Origin of the sequence: Mycobacterium sp. GA-2829 (assembly GCF_001499965.1) — a bacterium.
Classification (GTDB): Bacteria; Actinomycetota; Actinomycetes; order Mycobacteriales; family Mycobacteriaceae; genus Mycobacterium.
This window is the reverse complement of record NZ_LQIT01000013.1, coordinates 73,728-92,470: the sequence shown is the minus strand read 5'-3', so window position 1 is coordinate 92,470 and position 18,743 is coordinate 73,728. Positions and strand designations below refer to the sequence as shown.

Below are 18,743 nucleotides of genomic sequence, written 5' to 3'. Positions count from 1 at the left end.
AAATAAGTCATCGCGGGTGGTGTCCGGCCGCGGGCTAGCGAACCCAGTGCACGCGCCCGCGTCGGATGACGTAGTGACACCGGTACGTTCCGTGGCGCTCGTCGACGCTGGGAGTCAGCGACAGGGGGGCTTCAGCAAGGATCTTCCACGCAGGCCAGGCGTGGCGGTTCAGCGGCACCAACACTCGGTGGCGCCGCGCGCAGGGGCAGTCGAAGACGAGCCATTTTGGGTGTTCGGCGCTGCCGACCAGCACTGCCCGGCGGGGGTGTAGCTGGGCCGGGACGTCGCTCATGCGCGCCACGATCAGATTCACCGCCCACCGCCGCCAGGGTGGCCAGATCCTTCGGATTCGGTTCAGGATGCCCATCCCAAACCCCAGTAGCGGGCGGTGTCGCCGAAGTTTGATGGTGTGCGCGTGCCGCAGTAACAGTCCGGGGTGGGATGTTGGTGGTTGGTCGAGATGGCGCGGTCGTGGATGCGGAGGAGGATTTCGCTTGGGCGGGACTCGACGCCGTAGCCGACGAGTCTTTCGAGGAGCTCGTTGACCGCTGCGGCGGCCACTGCGGTGGTGAAGGCCACCACCGCAGGTTCGGTGCCGCCCAAGTCAGGGACGTACCCGTCGCGGCGGCGCCGCTGGTATTCCTCGGGTGACATCTCCTCGGCCGCGGCTACCTCCGGGCGCACGCGGCCCCGGCACAGCAGGCAGGCTGAGCGGGAGTCCAGGATAGTGACGCGTCCGGTGATGTCGTCGACCCGGCCAGCGCCGTCGGAGCTGATCTTGACCCCGCAGTCGATCACCAACGTCAGGTACGCGTAGGCGAACCGGGATAGCCGCATCCGCCCTGCTTCGTCGTCGGTGCAGCCGAACACCACGTCGGCGCCTACGATGCGCTCGGCGATCTCGCGCTGGCATACCGATCCCTCGATGCACTCGACGACCGCGTCGGGGGCGATGTCACGCAGGTGATTTCCGAGCACCTCGACCTTGAACCGGTCGACGTCGCGCAATGTCGACCCGTAGACCCGGGTGGTGTTGGTGTCGCAGAGTTTGTCGGGGTCGACGAGGACGAAGTTGCGGACACCGAGGCGCACCAGCTGCTCGGCCACCGCCGAGCCGGTGCCTCCACAGCCGATGAGCGCGACGCGCAGATCGCCGAGCACGCGTGGGATGTCGGGGCCGAAGGCTCGGACATGCCGGTCGTGCAGGGAAGGCAGCGGGGGGTACCGGACGTCGTCGGCGCGGAGCACTTCGAAGCGGTCAGCCGGAATGACGATCCGATCGATGTTAGTAGTCGTGGTCCCTTCCAGCCGGCCGGTGAAGCTCAGCTGTCCTGCTCGCATCGAGGTGATCAGCGAGCCGTAGAGCCCGCTTTCACTGCGGGTGGTGAACACTGGCATCAGCTGCTCATCGACGCGCCGGTCGTGCGGACTCGGCCGCGGACTGGCCGCCTCACCAGGGTGTGTGTGCACCCAGATCGGCACGCACCGGTGAGTCTCGGCGTCCTTCAGTGCAGGCATATAACCCTCCGAGCCAACTACCAAGGACCGGTCGTCGCGGTGCCGGTAGGCCTGTTCGGCGGCCGGGTGCAACTCGACGCCCAGCAGTCGTAAGCCTCCGTCGGCCAACCACGCTGGCCGCGCCAACAACACCGCGGCGGTCTCCACCGGCTGCCTGGTCATCCCGCGAAGCTCGGCAACCACATCCGGGTGCAGCACCAACGTTGTTGTAGTCATGCCGCCGACCTTGCAGCTTTGGCCAACTCGTTGCGCAACAGCGCCATGAAGGTGTGCAGGCCATCCACGCCCGCGCGCCACATCCCTGGTTCGAGGTGACGCGACCACCGCTGCCAGCTGCGTCCGCAGTAGATCTCGGTAACTTCAGTGCCGGGTATCGCGAGCCCACCGCTGGTGGTCAGCGCCGGAGTGACCCACCACATATCCGGGGCGGCGTCGGGGTAGAGCGCCGCCAGCCGGAGCATGACGTCGACGCTCGGTTCATTGAGTCCAGCAGGCAGCGGGAACGCGCCCAACAGCACGCAGAGCATCCCGCCGTCCTCGAACACACGGTAGGAGATCCCCTCAGCGCTCAAATACTCGTGATCAGAGTCGGGCAAATTCATCGGCGCGGCCCCGCCGAGTGTCCGGGGTTGACCGACGACGGCGCGCTGAAGAACCGCATCCCGGCGGTCAGTTCCACCACTTCGCCCGGAACGATCTTGACGTCCTGGGCGTCGGCGACATCCAGCCACAAGTCCCGGTCGGCGCCGATCGGGGGCATGGGCAGTTCGCGCAGCTGCTGATCGTCATCGGGCCGGCGGGCACCGAGTAGGCCGTGCGGTCGATGTGGATGGTGATAGTGCGCGGCTGGGTAAACAGGCGCATGCCGGGCGTCACCGGGATCGCGACCCCTTCGGCGAGCAGACGGTCGGGTGCGTCGACGACATCGAGCCACAACTGCTGGTCGCTGCTCAGCGGGGGCCGCGGCAGCCGGCGCAGGTCAGCGGTAGTGACGACCTTCTCGGCGTGCAGCTGGTACTGCCGGCCGTCGATGTACACGGGAACCGAGTGGGGATGGCGGGCGGGGGATGGTGACGTCATGAGAGAACCTTTTCTGGTCATGTTAGGCCTCTGAACAGCTCAAACTGCGCTAGGCTTAACGTGCTTTGTTAAGAACAAGGCCAACGGTAGCACGATTAGCGGATGGATTCTTTACCAAAATGGTTCAGAAATGAAGGTGGCGTGGTCCCAGCCGGAACTGGCAGCCCTCTGTCGATCCGAATCGGCGTTGCGCACCGCCTGGCCGCAGCAGGCCGACGACGTCATGGTGATGCTGACGATGATCTCCTCGGCCACCACGCTCAATGCGCTGAGCCACCTGCGCAGTCTGCGAGTCAATGTGGCGCTCGCAGACGAGCCCGGGTATGCGCCCGTGTTGAGCGTGCAGTACAACGAGGTCCAGATGAGAGGAACACTGGTGAATACACATGGCAAGCCATTGATCATGCACGCAGTGGCCGCCGCGCCGTACTGGCGAGACGTCGACTGCATCCGCGTCGAGTCGATGACCATCGTGTCGCAGGGCTCACGACGGCGGGTCGGATCATGACCGTTCCGCGCCGACCCTTTCCGAACAGCACTGACCAGCCTGCCGATTTCGAACCCGACTGGGCCAAGCCGCCCGGCGAGATCATCCTGACCGAATTGAAGGCAAGAGGACTCACGCAAGCCGAATTCGCGGTTAGAACCAGCCTGAGCGCGAAGCATATCAATCAACTTATCAAGGGAATAACCACCCTTTCGCCGGAAGTAGCAGTAGCTTTAGAGCGCACTCTCGATATACCGGTCGATTTCTGGCTAAAGGCCGAGGCAAGATGGCGTTCGCGCCAAATACGCGTCAATTCCCGTGCGCGACTGACTGAGTACGCGGACTGGTTTGAAAAATTTCCCCAACCGGTACTAATCGCGCAGCGCTTAATTTCACATGCAGATTCCCTCGAAGTGCGAGTAGAGAAATTACTACGGTTCTTCGGCGTCACTGATACCGAAGCCTTCAATACCGTCTGGTTGCGCCGCCAGGTCAACTTCAAACGAAGTCAACGGTTTGACGTAGATCCATACGCAACAGCGTTGTGGGTACGGTTGGCAGAACGCGCCGCCGAAAGCCGCGCACCGCAAGCAAATAAGTATGACCAGCGACGACTACGTGCCGTTCTGCCGAGTATCCCTCCGCTCACCCGCTCTTCTATGCCTGAAGCTTTTTTGGCCATTCGCAAAGAATTGGAGTCGGCCGGAGTCCTCTTGGTATATATGCCAGAAATCGCTGATACACGAATATGCGGAGCGTCCCGATGGCTTCAGACTGGGCACCCAATCATTGCTTTGACAAATCGCAATAAGCGTATTGACAGCTTCTGGTTCTACCTAGCCCATGAAATCGGACACATACTTCTGCACCCCGGGCGCGAAACATTCATCGACCAACTCGATAAGTCGTTAGACGATGATAAAGATGAACTGGAAACCGCAGCAGATTCTTTTGCGCAACGATTTTACATTCCAGAGTCTGAGCAGCCGCGGCTCAACCACATGTCGGTGGGAGAATTGGAATACTTCGCCGACGAACTGAAGGTCGCCCCAAGCATTGTGGCGGGCCAGTATGGACGTCTGCACAACAAATGGGCCGCGGTCAGCAAGATGCGACCTACGATCCGTTTGGACGCAATGCTTTCCGACTTATAACCTAACCGTGGCGATCTCTGCAACGATTCGCGAAGTCATGACTCACCTGTTGACAGCGGCTCGACGTTGCCGACCCTGAAACGTCTGTGCACTGGGGCACTCAGATCGCCGGATAGCTTCGCCACATGCCTACATTTGGTGCTGCAGCGATCGACCGGCTCAATCATTACCGAGTAGCCTTTCGGCGATCAGTACGCCGTCTGATGGTTACACGATAGTGCCGCCATCCGCGGTTGTGATATCTGCGTCAACTTCATTGGGCGCCAGCACGGGGTTGCGGCGCCCAATACAGCTGAGGCTCCATTCGACGGTTGATCCTTCCCCGCGCACGCCACCCCGGCCAACCCCGACAATCCAGCGTTCTCCCCCGCGGGTCAGAATTCCAACCCGCTACTGGTCGACCGACCACGAGCCACGGTGTGGCCCTGTGACCGTTGCGACCGCGCGTCGGACAACGTCTTTTGTTTCGTGTCCAGAACTTCCTTGGTAGCAACATGACGCTGCAGAAGTTTGACAACGGAACAGGGCAACTCGCCAGCGGGGGTCTGCGCAGCAACGCTGAGTGCGGTCGCTGGACGGTCAGATTTAGCCACGGCGATGCCGGACAGCAGTTCTGCGGCCTGGCCGCTGTCGTCGCGACGCACAACCGGCATCCCGGCGTCGTCGGCGACGGGGCTGTGGTGGGTTTCGTTGCCGCGTCCGTAGAGATAGGTGGTGTTGGTGTCGCGGCCGCGGGTCATTGCCACGTAGAGCAGGGCGCGGGTGGTGTTCTCGCCGAGAACGGCATGGCTGGTGTCGGCTGTGACTCCTTGGGAGCTGTGCACGGTGACGGCGTAGCCGAGGTTGACATGCTCGCGCACGTAACCGGCTTCGAACGCTGTGCGCGCGCCGTCGTCGAGACGCTCGGCGGCCAGCCGGTTTGTGCTCGGATCGACGGCGGCGACGCGCCAGCGGTTCCCGTTACGCACCGGCCGATCCCGAACCGGAATATTGCCGACGCGGTGCAATGAAATCGAGGCATCGTTGGCGCGGGTCACGATCACATCGCCGACACCGATGCGGTGCCCCCGAGCGCCCACCACGGTTTCGGTACCGGCGCTGTGGTGGTCGCGGTGCAGGCGTTCGTTGAGGGCGTCGGCCATCTCGGTAGTGCTGCACACCAGCAGGGGGTCCTTGCCCGCGGCCAAGTCGGCGCGGTAGCCCACCAGCGCATCTATGGCCATGGTGATTTGATCTCCGCTGCGCAAGCGGTCATGAAGTAGATACCAGTCGATGGCGCGCCGCACCTGGGCGGGGTTGCCGTCGCGCAGCGCAAGTGATGCGGTGCGCTCGGCTGGGTCGCGCATCCGCCACACCTCCGAAAGCTTCTGCGTCCACGGCAGGTCATCGCAGAGTTGTGCGAACATCCCGCCACGCGCCTTGACCGGCGCGAGTTGATGCGCATCTCCCACCAGGACGGTCTTGGCGCCCGCGGCGGTGGTGGCGGTCAACAGCCGGCGCAGGTCATCGGTGCCCACCATCCCGGCCTCGTCCACGACGACGAGCGTCGATGGGGCGAGTTCTAATTCGTTACGCTGCAGCATCAATAACGCTTTGGCGATGGTGTAACCCGTGTCGCCGGCGCCTTCGCGAACGGCGACGTCGACGGCCTTGCCCGTCGGTGCGAGCACCACCACCGTTCCACCATGGCGGCGCTTCACCGCGGTATTAAGGGAACGGAGCGACGTCGTCTTACCCGCCCCGGCCGGCGCCGACAACGGTTGAACAAGCCACGGCGAGCGACCAATGTTCTCCACCGCGCGCTTCTGATCCGGCGAAAGACCGGCAGTGTCTTCCTCTTTCACCCACAACAGCGAGCGATCGTTCCGGGCGTCCACCAGGTCAAGGACCGCGCGCTCTTCGGCGAGGATCCGATCGAGGGTGAACCGCTCGTGGCCCTCCCGCTGATGCGCCGCCCGCGGGGCGGTCAGCCTGATCCCCACCTCGTCGACCGCGGCCTCGACCAATTCGCGTGGCGACTGGTCAGTGTCCACGGGCAGCTGTGCCCCGACGATTTCTACGAGGTCGGCGCGGGTGAAAGCCGCCTTCTCGACCTTCTCCGCAGCCGCGGCCAGGCGCACACGGTCGAACGGCGTCCGCGCGGCCGCACGCCGCGCCGCGCGCGCCGCCTCGAACGCTGCACGGTCCAGTTGAAGGCCCCTCGCATCCGCGCGCCACTGCTCCACCAGCTGCCCCCAGGCCAATTCCTCGGGCTTACTCGGACGGGTCGCCTTCTGTGCGGCGGCCAGCTGCGCCGCCGACAACGGCCCCTCGACGACCGTGAGGTTGCCGGCGGCCCACTCCCGCAAGGCGGTCGATCGACGCGACCACGCCGTGATGGTGTCGCAGTCCACCCCGGCCAACTCCGCCATCCCCGTGGATGGGTCGACCGGCGCCCACTCGAACACCATGGAACGGTTCAGCTCCCGACGCAGGGTGGCTTGGTAGATCACTCCCGCGGCCCGGGCCTCGTGATACAGCGAGGTCCCGTCGATCGACACCAACTGCCCGTCGGCGCGGGCTTGCCGGTTGGGGACGATGACGTGGGTGTGCAGATGCGGGTCCCCGCACCGCGAGGTCTCATGCTGATACGCGACCGCCACCAGACCGGGCAGCCGCACCAGATCCTTCTCGCCGGTTCGCGGGTTGTGCACCCGCGTGTAGCCCGCGTGCATCGACAGATACTCCATCGCCTCACGCAGCGCGGTGTCATGCGCATCGGCCATCGCCTTCATCACGACATCATCAACGCGCAACGCCCGCACCAACGACACACTCTTGGGCGCACAGAAGGTCAGATCAAAGCCATGCACCCCGCGCTCCCCGAACGCCCGACCGCGCGCACCGCTCGGGGCGACCCCGTCATCGAGCCAGCGCGCCACCACCCCCGCGTCAGCCTCCCCGCCCGCGCGCTGGGCGTCGGTCAACCCGACCAACGCCGCCGCGCGGCGCGTGTCGCCGGCGCACAACCACACCGGAGTGCGGGTCTCGTGTTCGGAGTAGTACTCCCCCAGCCCACCGCCGGATCGGGCGCGGTTTTTGGACGCGCGCTCGGCGGCCTGGGCGGTGTCGATGTAGTAGTTGATCGACCACCGCTTCAACTTGGCGATCGTCAACACCGTCTCGCCCCTCCCGCCGGTGCCTGCGGCACGTGCTGCGCCACAGCCATTCTCGCACCTTGTGCAAATGTGCCATGCAGAAATTTGGGGGTGTCGGGGATGTGAGACGAGGTGGAGAGCCTGGGATAAGAGTAAGGGAGGCAGCGTGTTTGGAGACGCAACGGTATGCATGGTGATGCGGTTGACTGAAAGTGAGGCGATGGCGGGAAGGGGAGGATAGTGTGTAGTAAATCCGGGGGTGTGAAAAGCATTGCGACATTGAGCATTGCGTGACTCGTCGTGAGTCGATGCGCGAAAACTCTGCACAAACCTGTCGGTACCGCGAATTACAGTGATGTTGGGTGCCTGATGAACCTCAGCGCAGCCGAGCAGAACAGTCCGCGATGTGACGTCGGGGCGACAATTCCACACACGCGCTGCAGCACGTCGCACGAGCCGTAGCCCCACACAACTCCAGTGGAGGGTGGTGATCAAAATGGAAGACAACCCGTTCAAGGGACTCCCCCTGCTGCTCTCAGTGCCGCACGCCGCGCAGCTGCTGGGGATCAGCCGAGCAGCGGCGTATCGCCTTGTGAACTCCGGCGAGTTGCCGGTTCGCCGGCTGGGCGGCCGCGTCTATGTCGTGACCGCACGCCTGCGGGACATCGGGTCATGAAGGGCTCTGTGTATCACCGGGGCGCGAAGTGGTACTACAAATTCCGCTCCCCGCAACGCGATCCCGCCACCGGCGCCTATCCCTGGATCACCAAGGGCGGCTTCGACACCGAGCGAGAGGCGTGGAAGGCCTGCCGTGACGCGATGCGCGACGCGGACCGCGGCCGCATCGTCAAACCCTCCACCCGCACCGTCGGCGAGTTCCTCACCGAGTGGCTCACTGCGGTCGAACCCACACTCGACGCCACCACCTGGCGCAGCTGGAGCGACTACGCGCGGTGGTACGTCATCCCGCACATCGGCGGCGAGCGCCTCCAACGACTCGACGAACCCACCTTGCTGAAGCTCTACGCGAAGCTTCTCGCCGAGGGACGCGTCAAACGCGACAACGACTCGGTGATGTACGCGTACTGGTCGAAGCGCGTCGCGCGCGGTGCCGAGCCCACACCGCGTGCGGTGTCCGAGGCCTGCGGCACCTCGATTCACGCCGCCCGCGCCGCGGTGCGCCGCTACCGCTCCGGGATCGTGCCAGAACCGACGCCGCGAGGTCTCGCACCCAAGACGGTCCGCAACGTACATGCGTTTCTGCATCGTGCTCTGGTCGATGCGGTCGCGTGGAAGTTCCTCACCGACAACCCCGCAAGCAATGTGAAGCCGCCACGACGGCCGCGTACCCGCCGCCAGGTGTGGCGGCCGGAGGAGATTCAGACCTTCCTCGCGTCGGTGCGCCACGACCGGTTCGGCGCGCTCTTCCTGCTGGAGCTCACGACGGGTATCCGGCGCGGCCAGATCTGCGGGCTGCGGTGGTCGGCGGTCGACCTCGACGCCGGCCACATCGCGGTCCACGACAACCGCGTAGTGGTCGGCGGCCAGGCCCGCGACAAAGCGGGCGGCAAGACGCGCAACGCCGATAAGACCATCTCGATTGACCGCGCCACCGTGGCTGCACTGCGCCGTTGGCGTGAGGTCCAGGACGGCGAGCGGGCGTTCTTCGGGACCGACTATCACCCCGGCGGTTACGTGTTCACCTACGAAGACGGTCGGCCGTTGCACCCGGACTCGATCCGGCAGCGGTTCGACCGCCTGTCGGCCGCAGCGGGCCTGTCCCGCATCACCTTTCACGACCTGCGCCACTCGTACGCCACCGGCGCCCTGCGGGCCGGGGTCAATCCGAAGATCATCAGCGAACGCATCGGCCACGCCAACGTCGGCTTCTTCCTCGAGACGTATGCCCACGTGCTGGAGAACGACGACCGGGAGGCCGCCGAGCAGGCGGCCGGGTTCCTGATCGGTGACGCGTGGGCCGACGACGAGGACGCCGACCCGACAGACCTCGATTGACGGGACCCGCCGAATATAATGCTGGGGTTATACTAATGGCGTGGGTGGTGCTCCTGCTGGAGGAGGTCGAACGGTGGTACTTCACGCTGGACGACGACACGATGACGGCGGTAACCGGGGCCATCGACTTACTCGAGGCGGAGGGGCCCGCCTTGGGCCGGCCCACGGCGGACCGGGTGAACGGCTCGAAGTTCCACAACATGAAGGAGCTGCGTCCCGCTGGGACCAGCGTCCGCATCCTGTTCGTCTTCGACCCGCAACGCCAGGCGATCCTGCTGCTCGGCGGGGACAAGGCCGGGAACTGGCGAAGCTGGTACGACGAGAACATCCCGATCGCGGACGAGCGTTACACCAGATGGCTGGCGATCGGTTGCCGGAGGTGAGTAGCCATGGCGCGCAACTGGCGTGAGATCCGGGCCGAAGCGGTGGAACAACGTCGCGTGGACCCGGCGCGCGCAGACTCGGCCCGCAAGGAGATGCACGAAGCCGTCCAGGCCTACCGTCTCGCGGAGATTCGGAAGGCACACGGTCACGCTCGCCAGGCCGATGTCGCGGCGCTCATGGGTGTCTCGCAGGCGCGGGTGTCGCAACTGGAGAGTGGCGACCTGGCGCACACGGAGCTGGGCACGCTGCAGTCCTACGTTGCCGCCCTTGGTGGTCAGCTGCGGGTTATCGCTGAATTCAGCGGGAAGAGCGTCGAGTTGTCGACGTGACCCGCGGCGGTTTGCCCGTCAGGAGCACCGAAGACATCAACTAGCGAGCACGTCTCCATTACCAGTTGCGCGGGTTAACTTCATACGACGCCGCATTGGGGGTTCTCGTCGGCAGCGATCGGGCAACGCTCGCCTATGACGCAACACGGGATGCAACAACTGACGGGCTCAATGAGAGCTTCGCGCGTCGAAGGATCCTGGCTTCCACTGATGCTGGCAGCCAGCCTGAGATAGTCGCCACAACCTGTCGCCGTCGCTCATCGCGAACTACTGAGTCGAGCAAGCGCTCCCTTAGATGAGTCCAGCTGTCTCGGAATCGAAAAGGCCATCACCCCAACGGGAAGTCCGGAGATCGGCGCCAGGGCTGCACCGACGAAGCGGCGTCTTAATAGTGTGCGCGATGAGGCCGACGCGATGACGTGCAGCCATCTCCAATGCAGTCCGTGCACAGCCGGCTGCCCAGTTCGCTTCCGAGCACGATCTCTTCCAGCCTCGCATCTCGGGCGCCGACGCGGAGCTGCTCGAAGGGGTCCTCGTCGGCAGCAAGGGCACTGACGCCACCTTCTCGAAGCTCCCTCGGTCGCACAGATATCGAGAGACACGCCCAACGACACGGCGAGAAGTATCGTACGACCGCTAATAGGGTCATTGTGTGAAGAAGCGGTATCAGGTGTTCGTAAGTTCGACGTATAAAGACCTCACGGAAGAGCGCGCGACGGTCATACAGATGATCCTCAACCTGAACCACTTCCCAGCCGGCATGGAAATGTTCCCAGCCGCGAACGAGGACCAGTGGAAGCTCATAGAGCGAGTCATCGATGAGAGCGACTATTACGTTGTCGTGGTAGGAGGTCGATACGGTGAAATGGACGAGGTTTCGGGCATAAGTTTCACCGAGCGCGAGTACGACTACGCCGTGAGTACTGGCACTCCAGTGCTCGGCTTCTTGCATAGAGAGCCTGAGACGTTACCGGCTTTGAAGACTGATCAGAACGACGACGCCCGAAAGAAGCTGACGGCCTTCCGAGAAAAGGTGGAGGGGTTGCCAGTCAAATATTTCACTAGTGCAGCTGAGCTCGGCGGCCAAGTCGCAGTCAGTTTGATGAACCTTATGGACTTGCAGCCAGCCGTCGGGTGGGTACGCGGCGACACCGTGCTTAGCCAGGACGCCGAGAAAGAAATCCTGACGCTGCGAGCCCAGCTGGCCGAAGCGCGGGAGAAGTCACAGACTCTTGTGGCCGAGAAAACTCACGCGATGGACCCGACCAAACTCGCGCAGGGCGAGGACCTGGTTGGCTTCCCGATACGGGTGTACTCCAAAGCTTGGAATGACGATTCAGATATGTGGATCTGGCCGGAGACCACATGGAATGACGTGCTGGCCGCTATCGGCCCGGCCATGTTCGATGAAGCGACTGAACAAGAGATAGAGGAGAGATTCGAGGTTTGCCTCTTCCAGAGCAAGATGAGTGAGAAGGACCGCCGAGCGGTCAGAGGTGTAACCAACCGACAGATTCAGTGTCAGCAGAAGGACTTTGAAACGGTCCTCGTTCACTTCAGAACGCTTGGCATCGTCGAGTAGGGCACGAAGAAGCGCGTTCCGAGCGACACAAACCGGTACCTCCGCCTGACACCTCTTGGCCGGGAGAAACTGGCAGCCCTAAAAGCGGTCACGAAGGACGAGAACGCTGACGAATCGTCCTCAGACACGCCAGCGCCAACCCAGAAAGCCGTCGAGAAGGCAGCCAAGAAAGCGTCCCCGAGGAACGCCACCAAGAAGGCAACCTGATTCGGGAGTGCCTGGTCCACCGCGTATCGTGCTCTAGTTGCGTGCTTGCCGGTGCCTTTGCTGCGGCGAACCTACGTCGCGCTGATCTCTAGTTGTTGTGGCTATTGGCGGTTATTCTCCAGTTGAAGCGCCAAGGCTGCGGTTCCATTAACCTCAACTCTCTTGCGCCCGCGATGCTGATGCGCATGCAAGGATGTGGGCCCAACTGGGACCTCAACACGCCTGACCGGGGTTATCCTCAGCAGCGGCGACGCGCTCCGCCATTGGCGGTCGAGAGGGGACCATTCAGGTGTGGAATTCGGAACTCATTCAGTTCGGGATTGCTGCTCTAGGCGCGGTCGTTGCCTTGGTGGCGAGCGATTCCGTTCGCAAGTTGATTCGCGCGATCTTCTCAAGGCCGAGAAAAACGTCGGTCCTACTGCAGAACGCTAAGGGAGATTCTGTAGAAGAGATCGTCGTCGACCCAAAACTCGACCGTGACCAGCTCAATGCATGGATACTTGGCTATCTTGCGTCGGCAAAGACTGAAGATGGCAACGAGGGAACGAACTCTAACCCCACCCCCCATCGCAAAGACGACGGAGATCCGAAGGGAGGCATTAAGTGACGGCGCCTCCTCCGTCGGGAGACGCGCTTCCGCGGGTTACCCCCGTCTCGCCATTTTTCAAATTGGTGTTCCTAGTCATCGTCTCGCTGACCATCGCGCTTCTCGGAGTCAACGTTGCTCTAGCGCTGTTCGTCGATAATCCGAACGATGCAACCAAAGATGTTATCGCGAGCTGTTCGAACCTCAGCAAAGCCGGTTTTGGAGCCATCTTCGGCCTCGTCGGAGGCAAGCTCGCTTAACGCTTCGGTTGACCGCCGACTTTTAACCTGCAGCATCGCCCCGGCGAACCTTGCTAACTCTCAGAAGTGCAAATGACGGCGGATTGACCTGCGCTGCCGTCGTGCTATGGGTGTCCAGAATGTCGTGCTATGGGTGTCCAGAATGTAACGTATGATCTGGTCATCGAAGTGCTGCGCACCCTTTGCCTAAGGTTCTAGGGCCATCGTATTTCGCTGAACAGCAAAAGGTGGTTCATGTCGGCATCTCCAGTCAAATATGGCACGCAATTGCACGTCTGGCTCATTAGTCCCGAACTGACACCCGCCGCTCATGGCTGTGCTGGCTCGACTTGAATCAGCCGGGGTAATCCCACGGCGCGCGACCGCTTGCCAACGGGCTTTACCGCGTGTACGCACCGGTCGAGCGCGTCCGCACGTTCACCGAGAGCGGCGGCGCGCCGTGAAAACAGTCAGGCACGACTGCGAGACCCTTGTCGGTGGTTCGCCGCGACACGGATGTCTCCACCAGCTCGGGGCGTTCGAGCGTTGTCGACGCCGCACCCTATTGGCGAACTGGCGGCGCTCCTGACTAGTGACCGGTTCTCGCAGTGTGCGCGACCGCAAGCGCCGACGCAAACCAGAAGCAACTGGAGGAACGCCAGCCAAAACTGGAATCCACCAACCAGCGCTTAGTGGTCAGAAGACAACTGCGTCCGCGCGGAAGCTACCGCGGCCGACCCAGTGCTTTTCGCCGGCCGGCAACCGCTAACCCTCGCGCGTTCCCAATCCGTTCCCATCAAGGTCTTTGCGTTGGGAATGTTCCCAAAAGTGTTCCCATCGGGCATGAAAACGGCCCCCGGAGTGGTCTCCGGGGGCCGTTTTACCTGGTAGCGGGGACAGGATTCGAACCTGCGACCTCTGGGTTATGAGCCCAGCGAGCTACCGAGCTGCTCCACCCCGCGTTGGTGAACATGAGGTTACCCAAGCACGCCTCGGTATTCCAAATCGGGCGTCTACCAGCACTTTGAGCGCCTCACCCGACCGCGAACGTGCGCAGACGCAGGTCGCAGAACGCGCACGTTCGCCGACGGCGAAATCAGGTGCGGACCACCTGGCCCGTGCGGAACACCCCCGCCGGGTCGTACCGCTCCGCCAACGCCGCCAGCCAGTGCCTGACGTCCTCGGTGTACACCCGCGCCGCCCGGCCCGGATCCGTCGACGGCGCGAAGTTCGGCAGCTGCCCACCGGTCGACCACGGCGCCAGCGTTCGCATCACCGCCGCGGCATGCGCCGGCACCACCTCGGCGATCTCCGGCACCAGCGCCCCGATCGTCGTCAGCGCGAACGCCGCATCCCGGTGGCACAGCGCACTGCGATGCTGCGGCTCCCGCGCCAACGCACCCCCGAGGTGGCGCACCTCCACAATCACCTGCACCGACTCCGAACCCGGCCCCGCGACGCCCACCAGCGCCTCGGCGGCCGCCGGATCGAAACTGTGCAGCAGCGAGTGGTCCTCGTACACCGGCATCGGGTCGACCGGATCGGCATGCACCGCCCCGATCGCCGCATACGGCAGCACCCCGACCGTGTCCATCACCGCCGGCGCGACCGCCCGCATCGGCGCCAGGATCCGCTCGGCCTCGGCGAAATCACCGACCGCGGCGTAACGCACCGCCACCGTCAACCGGCCCGCCAGCGGCTCGGGCACGCCCGGCAGCGGCGGAAGCTGTTGCAGTGCAACGGAGGTGTTCACCGTCTCCGGCAACCCACCGCACCACTCCGCCCACGCCCGCAGCACCGCCGCCGCGTCAGCGCCATCGAAAAACACTGCCCCGCCGTAGAACTCGGGAATCGGCAGCAGGTCGAACTCCACCGACGTGACGATGCCCAGCGTCGCCTTCCCCCCGCGCAGACCCCAGAACAGATCGGCGTGCTCCTCGGGCGTCACCCGCAGCACTTCCCCTGTGCCGGTGACCAATTCGAACGCCCGCACATAGTCCGATCCGGCGCCGACCGTCCGCACCAGCGGCCCGATCCCGCCACCGGTCAGGAATCCCACCACCCCGACACCGGGGGCCGATCCGAGCACCGGCGCCAGGCCATACGGGCAGGCGGCGTCGAGTACCTGCTGCCACCGCACCCCGGCGCCGACCCGCGCGCGACGGTTCATCGCGTCCACCGCGCACGCCGTCATGCCCGACGTGACGATCAGGACCGTGTCCCCGTCCACCCCGATCGCGCCGTGCCCGGTGGACTGCACGGCCACCCGCAGCCCACGGGCCGCGGCGAACCGGACCGTCGCGGCGACGTCGGGGGTCGAGGTGGCCAGCACCACCGCGGCGGGGCGCACCGCGGCGGCGACGTTCCACGGGGTGCACCGCTCGTAGCCGGCCTCCCCCGGCAGGGCCACCGGTGCGGCGACGTGGTCGCGGATGTCGGCCACGGGGTCGGCCAGCTCGTCGCGGGCGACGTCGGTCAGAGTCATCGAAGTCCTTTCACAACGCTGTGCGTGATGTCGGGCCACAGCGTGCGGCACCGCGCTTGGCGTCGGCTTGGTGCGCTGGCCAAGGGGGCTCCAAGCCCCGCTCAGGTGAGCTTGCGGGCCAGGTCGGCGACACCGCGCATGCCCAACGCCTCGGCGTCCGCGGCGACCGCGCGGGCCATCGCCGCCCGCTCCGGCCCATCCGTGGCCAGTTCGCACCGCAGCAGACGGCACCGCAGCAGCGTCGGCGCGGCGCCGGTGCGGGTGGCGATCGCCTCGGCCTCGGCGAGGTCGGCCAGCGCGCGCTCGGCGTCCCCGGTCAGCGCGTACAGCCGCGCGGTGGCCAGCGCCACCGGACCCACCACGCCGACCTGCCCGATCACCGCGATGCGGTCGGTGAACGGGATCAACTCGGCCAGCAGCGTCGGTGCGTATTCGGCGAACCCGTAGTCGCACGCCAGGTGGGCCAGCAAGGTGGTGTGCCCGAGGGTGGTCCACACATGCTCGCGGTGCGCTTTGACCGCCCACGCCTGCAGTCGCACGGCCGCCTGGGCGCGCGCCTCGTCGCCGGACTCGACGGTCAGCAGCGCGGTGTGCACCAGGCCGACCATCCCCTGTCCCCCGCTCTCGGTGTCGGCGCGCAGGCCCGGCCACCCCGGAGCGACCGGTTCGCCCTTCTCGCGGATCAGCGTCACCGCGGCCACCAGACCGCTGCCCGCCTCGTACAGTTCGGTCTGCTCGTGGACCTCCGCCGCGATCCGGTGGTGGCGTTCGGCTTCGGCAAAGTCCCCGCGCCACACCGCCAGCACCGCCTCCATCCAGCGCAGCTGTGCGCGCAGCACCGGCAGCCGCAGCTCTTCGCTCCCCGAAATGCCCTCGCGCAGATGCTTTTCCACCAGGCCGATCTCGGTCAAGTTCGCCGCGGCCATCGTCGCCACCGAGTGCGCGATGACGGTGTCCTCGCGGGATCGGCTGTGCCCCAACTCATCGAGCTCGTCGACCCACTCCAGCGTCCGGTGACTGTAGGCGGCCACCCCGGAGTAGGTGATCAACCGACCCATCAGGACGTCGGCGATGATGTCGCGGTCACCGGTGACGGCGGCCAACTTCGCGGCCCGTTCCAGATGGCCGGCCGAGACCCCCGCGTCGGGGTGGTAGCAGTGCCCGACAGCCAGCGCCGCCCGCACCCGCGCCCCGGCCGCCGGGTCGCTCTCGGCCAGTACCGCGGCCCGCTCCAACAGCGAAAGTAGTTCTCCCGGATCATGACCGGGCGCCAACCACGGCCAGCCCCCGCTGGCCCGCAGCAGCGCGCTCGCCAACCGCCCGGTCGTCGCGGCGCGCCCGGTGCGCACCGCATCTCGCAGCTGTGCGGCGACGGTCTCGAGGACCAGCCGGCCCCGGCCCGCGCGCGAATGTGCCTCCAGCAGGGCCACGGTCAGCCCGTCGCGCTCCTCCTCCGACCGCGCCGCCGCGGGCAGCCGATCGTAGGCGTCCAGGGCGGCCTGCCACCACGCCGCCGCGATGTCCGAACTCCACCGCGCGGTGGCGTCCTCGGCCGCCAGCCGGCACGCCTGCACCACCGCGGCGGCGTCGACGAGCGGTTGTGCGGCGATGAGGTGCTGGGCCCGGCGGGTCAGCGCGCCCTCGGCGGTACTGCCGTCGAGCACGTCGGCGATCTTGGCGTGCAGCCGTTGCCGGCGCAGCGGCGGGATTCCGGCGATGAGATGGTCGCGCAGCAGTCCGTGCGCGAACGTGTAGCCGTCGCCGGTGTGCGCGGCGATGACGATCCGCTCGTCGGCCGCGGCGTCGAGGTGGTCGGCCAGGGTGTCGACGTCCATCCCGGTCGCGCGCGCGAGGACCGGCACGGCGTCGGAGTCCAGGGCGTCGCCGATGACCGCTGCGATGCGCAGTACCTGTACGACGTCGGGCTCGAGCCCCGCCAGTCGGCGGTCCAGCACCGATTTCACCGCGACCGGGATCTCGCTGCCCACCCGGTCGGCCTTCGGCAGCCGCGCGTATTCGGACACGAAGAACGGGTTGCCGCCGGTGCGATGGGCCAGCAACGCCGCCTCGTCGTCGGACACCGGATCGTCGGCGACCTGATTCGCCAGTGCGACAACGTCTTCGGTGGACAGCGCGGGGACGGCCACGTGCCGGTTACGGACGCCTCGGGCGACGGTGGTCATCAGCCGGGACACCTCGGCGCTGTGGTCGCCGTCGCGGACGGTCAGGATCATCGCCACCGGCCGGTCCCGCAGGGCGCCCGCGATGTAGGCCAGACACGCCGCCGACGTGGTGTCGGCCCACTGCACGTCGTCGATCACCACCGCGAGGGTGCGCGGATTCGACTCCAGCAGCGTCTGAATGCGTTCGTAGACACGGAATCTCACGGTGTCCGGGTCGGTGTCCTGCGGCACCCTCCCCACCTCGTCGGGATCGGCGCCCAGCGCCCGCACCAACTGCCGCATCGGCCACCACGGCGGCGTGCCGCGCTCGTCGGGGCAGCTGACCCACACCATGTCGCCGCCGTCGGCGACCACCCGCTCAGCGATCTCCTCGGCCAACCGGGTCTTGCCGATCCCTGCCGGACCCGACAGCACCAGCCACCGCGACGAGCCCGCCGCGACATCGGCGAGCACGTCTGCGGCCAACGACAATTCGCGGTCACGCCCGATCAGGGCGCCGCGCCGCGGCACCCCCGGCCGCGGCTCCGGTTCGAACGCGGGTGCGGCGGGGGTGGCCACCTCACCGGCGCCGGTCCACTCCGGGGAGCGGGGCCAGGCCGCCAACTCGGGTGCCTGCCGCAGCATCGCGGTCTGCAGATCGCGCACCTCGCGGCCGGGCTGCACGCCGAGTTCGTCGTCGAGCAGGGTGGCGTGGCGGGTGTAGACGTCGAGCGCGTCGGTCACCCGGCCGGCCCGGTACAGCGTGAGCATGTGCAGCCAGCACCCGCGGTCGGCCAGCGGTGCGGCCGAGCGCAATTCGGCCGCAGCCGTCAACGCCTGCGGCACCCGGCCCAGCGCGAGTAGTGCGGTGATCCGCGCGTCGAGACAGTCCGACCGCAGCTGATCGGCCCTGGCCGCCTCGTCGGCCACCCACGGTTCGTCGGCCATATCCGCCAGCAACGGTCCGCGCCAGCAGGCCAGCGCCTCGTCGGTCGCGGCGAGCGCGTCGGCCCACTCCCCGCCGTCCACGGCGGCCGCCGCCTTCGCGCACGCGGCAGCAAACAGCGCGAGGTCGAGCTGACCGGGTTCGACGTCGAGGTAGTAGCCGGGCGGCTGCCGCACGATCGGCGACGCCACATGGCCGTGGCTGCCGTCGCGCAGGGCGCGGCGCAGGTTGGAGATGTAGGCCTGCAGGCTGGCCGTCGCGCTCCCCGGGGCGTCGTCACCCCAGACCGCGTCGATCAGCCGGTCGACCGACACCACCCGCCCGGCCGCGAGCAGCAGCACGGCCAGCACCGCGCGCTGCTTCGGCGGGCCGATGTCGACCGGGCAGTCCGCATGCACAACCTGCAGCGGTCCCAGCAAGCGAAACTGCAC

At 65.9% G+C, this 18,743-nt stretch carries 16 protein-coding genes and 1 tRNA gene; 9 read left to right on the top strand and 8 right to left on the bottom strand.

The window, feature by feature from the left end; genetic code table 11:
- Window positions 1-34: 34 nt before the first annotated feature.
- The 4 genes from AU194_RS32975 to AU194_RS31745 all read right to left on the bottom strand — a co-directional run bounded on the left by AU194_RS32975 (window position 35) and on the right by AU194_RS31745 (window position 2,598).
- Entirely contained in the window at window positions 35-292 is a 258-nt protein-coding gene (locus AU194_RS32975; protein ID WP_369804072.1) for a DUF6527 family protein, read from the bottom strand.
- Window positions 293-354: 62 nt separating this feature from the next.
- Window positions 355-1,734, bottom strand: coding sequence for a ThiF family adenylyltransferase (locus AU194_RS10410; RefSeq protein ID WP_082698568.1), 1,380 nt, complete (start codon window positions 1,732-1,734; stop codon window positions 355-357).
- Window positions 1,731-2,120, bottom strand: coding sequence for an E2/UBC family protein (locus tag AU194_RS10405; RefSeq protein ID WP_059089151.1), 390 nt, complete (start codon window positions 2,118-2,120; stop codon window positions 1,731-1,733). The genes AU194_RS10410 and AU194_RS10405 overlap by 4 nt, the downstream gene beginning before the upstream one ends.
- 67 nt (window positions 2,121-2,187) lie before the next feature.
- Window positions 2,188-2,598, bottom strand: coding sequence for a hypothetical protein (locus AU194_RS31745; RefSeq protein WP_157575988.1), 411 nt, complete (start codon window positions 2,596-2,598; stop codon window positions 2,188-2,190).
- Window positions 2,599-2,728: 130 nt separating this feature from the next.
- Between AU194_RS31745 and AU194_RS32195 the strand changes: the two genes are divergently transcribed.
- Both AU194_RS32195 and AU194_RS31105 read left to right on the top strand, forming a co-directional pair.
- A complete protein-coding gene (locus AU194_RS32195; RefSeq protein ID WP_059089149.1) occupies window positions 2,729-3,106 on the top strand; it encodes a hypothetical protein in 378 nt (125 codons plus the stop codon).
- On the top strand, window positions 3,103-4,239 hold the full coding sequence (locus tag AU194_RS31105; protein ID WP_197417581.1) for an ImmA/IrrE family metallo-endopeptidase: 1,137 nt from the start codon (window positions 3,103-3,105) through the stop codon (window positions 4,237-4,239). Before AU194_RS32195 ends, AU194_RS31105 begins: the two co-directional genes overlap by 4 nt.
- A gap of 374 nt (window positions 4,240-4,613) precedes the next feature.
- On the opposite strand, the gene mobF is transcribed toward AU194_RS31105, so the two are convergent.
- Entirely contained in the window at window positions 4,614-7,397 is a 2,784-nt protein-coding gene (gene mobF, locus AU194_RS10390; protein WP_157575992.1) for a MobF family relaxase, read from the bottom strand.
- A gap of 475 nt (window positions 7,398-7,872) precedes the next feature.
- Here mobF and AU194_RS10385 point away from each other — a divergent pair, with 475 nt between their 5' ends.
- From AU194_RS10385 to AU194_RS31735, 7 genes are all read left to right on the top strand, one after another.
- The gene (locus AU194_RS10385; RefSeq protein WP_157575987.1) at window positions 7,873-8,052 is read left to right on the top strand and encodes a helix-turn-helix domain-containing protein; all 180 of its coding nucleotides are present in this window, start codon (window positions 7,873-7,875) and stop codon (window positions 8,050-8,052) included.
- Complete coding sequence (locus AU194_RS10380) at window positions 8,049-9,392, top strand: site-specific integrase (protein ID WP_157575986.1); 1,344 nt, start codon at window positions 8,049-8,051, stop codon at window positions 9,390-9,392. Before AU194_RS10385 ends, AU194_RS10380 begins: the two co-directional genes overlap by 4 nt.
- A 35-nt stretch (window positions 9,393-9,427) precedes the next feature.
- A complete protein-coding gene (locus tag AU194_RS10375; RefSeq protein WP_059089148.1) occupies window positions 9,428-9,775 on the top strand; it encodes a type II toxin-antitoxin system RelE/ParE family toxin in 348 nt (115 codons plus the stop codon).
- Between the two features lie 6 nt (window positions 9,776-9,781).
- Window positions 9,782-10,105: an XRE family transcriptional regulator gene (locus tag AU194_RS10370; RefSeq protein WP_059089147.1), complete on the top strand. Its 324-nt coding sequence runs from the start codon at window positions 9,782-9,784 to the stop codon at window positions 10,103-10,105.
- A 652-nt stretch (window positions 10,106-10,757) separates the two neighbouring features.
- Window positions 10,758-11,687, top strand: a complete 930-nt coding sequence (locus AU194_RS10365) for a DUF4062 domain-containing protein (RefSeq protein WP_059089146.1) — start codon at window positions 10,758-10,760, stop codon at window positions 11,685-11,687.
- A 496-nt stretch (window positions 11,688-12,183) separates the two neighbouring features.
- On the top strand, window positions 12,184-12,501 hold the full coding sequence (locus AU194_RS31740) for a hypothetical protein (RefSeq protein ID WP_157575985.1): 318 nt from the start codon (window positions 12,184-12,186) through the stop codon (window positions 12,499-12,501).
- Complete coding sequence (locus AU194_RS31735) at window positions 12,498-12,740, top strand: hypothetical protein (protein WP_157575984.1); 243 nt, start codon at window positions 12,498-12,500, stop codon at window positions 12,738-12,740. The genes AU194_RS31740 and AU194_RS31735 overlap by 4 nt, the downstream gene beginning before the upstream one ends.
- A gap of 864 nt (window positions 12,741-13,604) precedes the next feature.
- Here AU194_RS31735 and AU194_RS10360 read toward each other — a convergent pair.
- The 3 genes from AU194_RS10360 to AU194_RS10350 form a co-directional block, all read right to left on the bottom strand.
- A tRNA-Met gene (locus AU194_RS10360) sits at window positions 13,605-13,681 on the bottom strand.
- A gap of 134 nt (window positions 13,682-13,815) precedes the next feature.
- Window positions 13,816-15,204, bottom strand: coding sequence for an FAD-binding oxidoreductase (locus AU194_RS10355; protein ID WP_059089145.1), 1,389 nt, complete (start codon window positions 15,202-15,204; stop codon window positions 13,816-13,818).
- A 101-nt stretch (window positions 15,205-15,305) separates the two neighbouring features.
- Window positions 15,306-18,731: a BTAD domain-containing putative transcriptional regulator gene (locus tag AU194_RS10350; protein ID WP_059089183.1), complete on the bottom strand. Its 3,426-nt coding sequence runs from the start codon at window positions 18,729-18,731 to the stop codon at window positions 15,306-15,308.
- Window positions 18,732-18,743 lie beyond the last annotated feature (12 nt).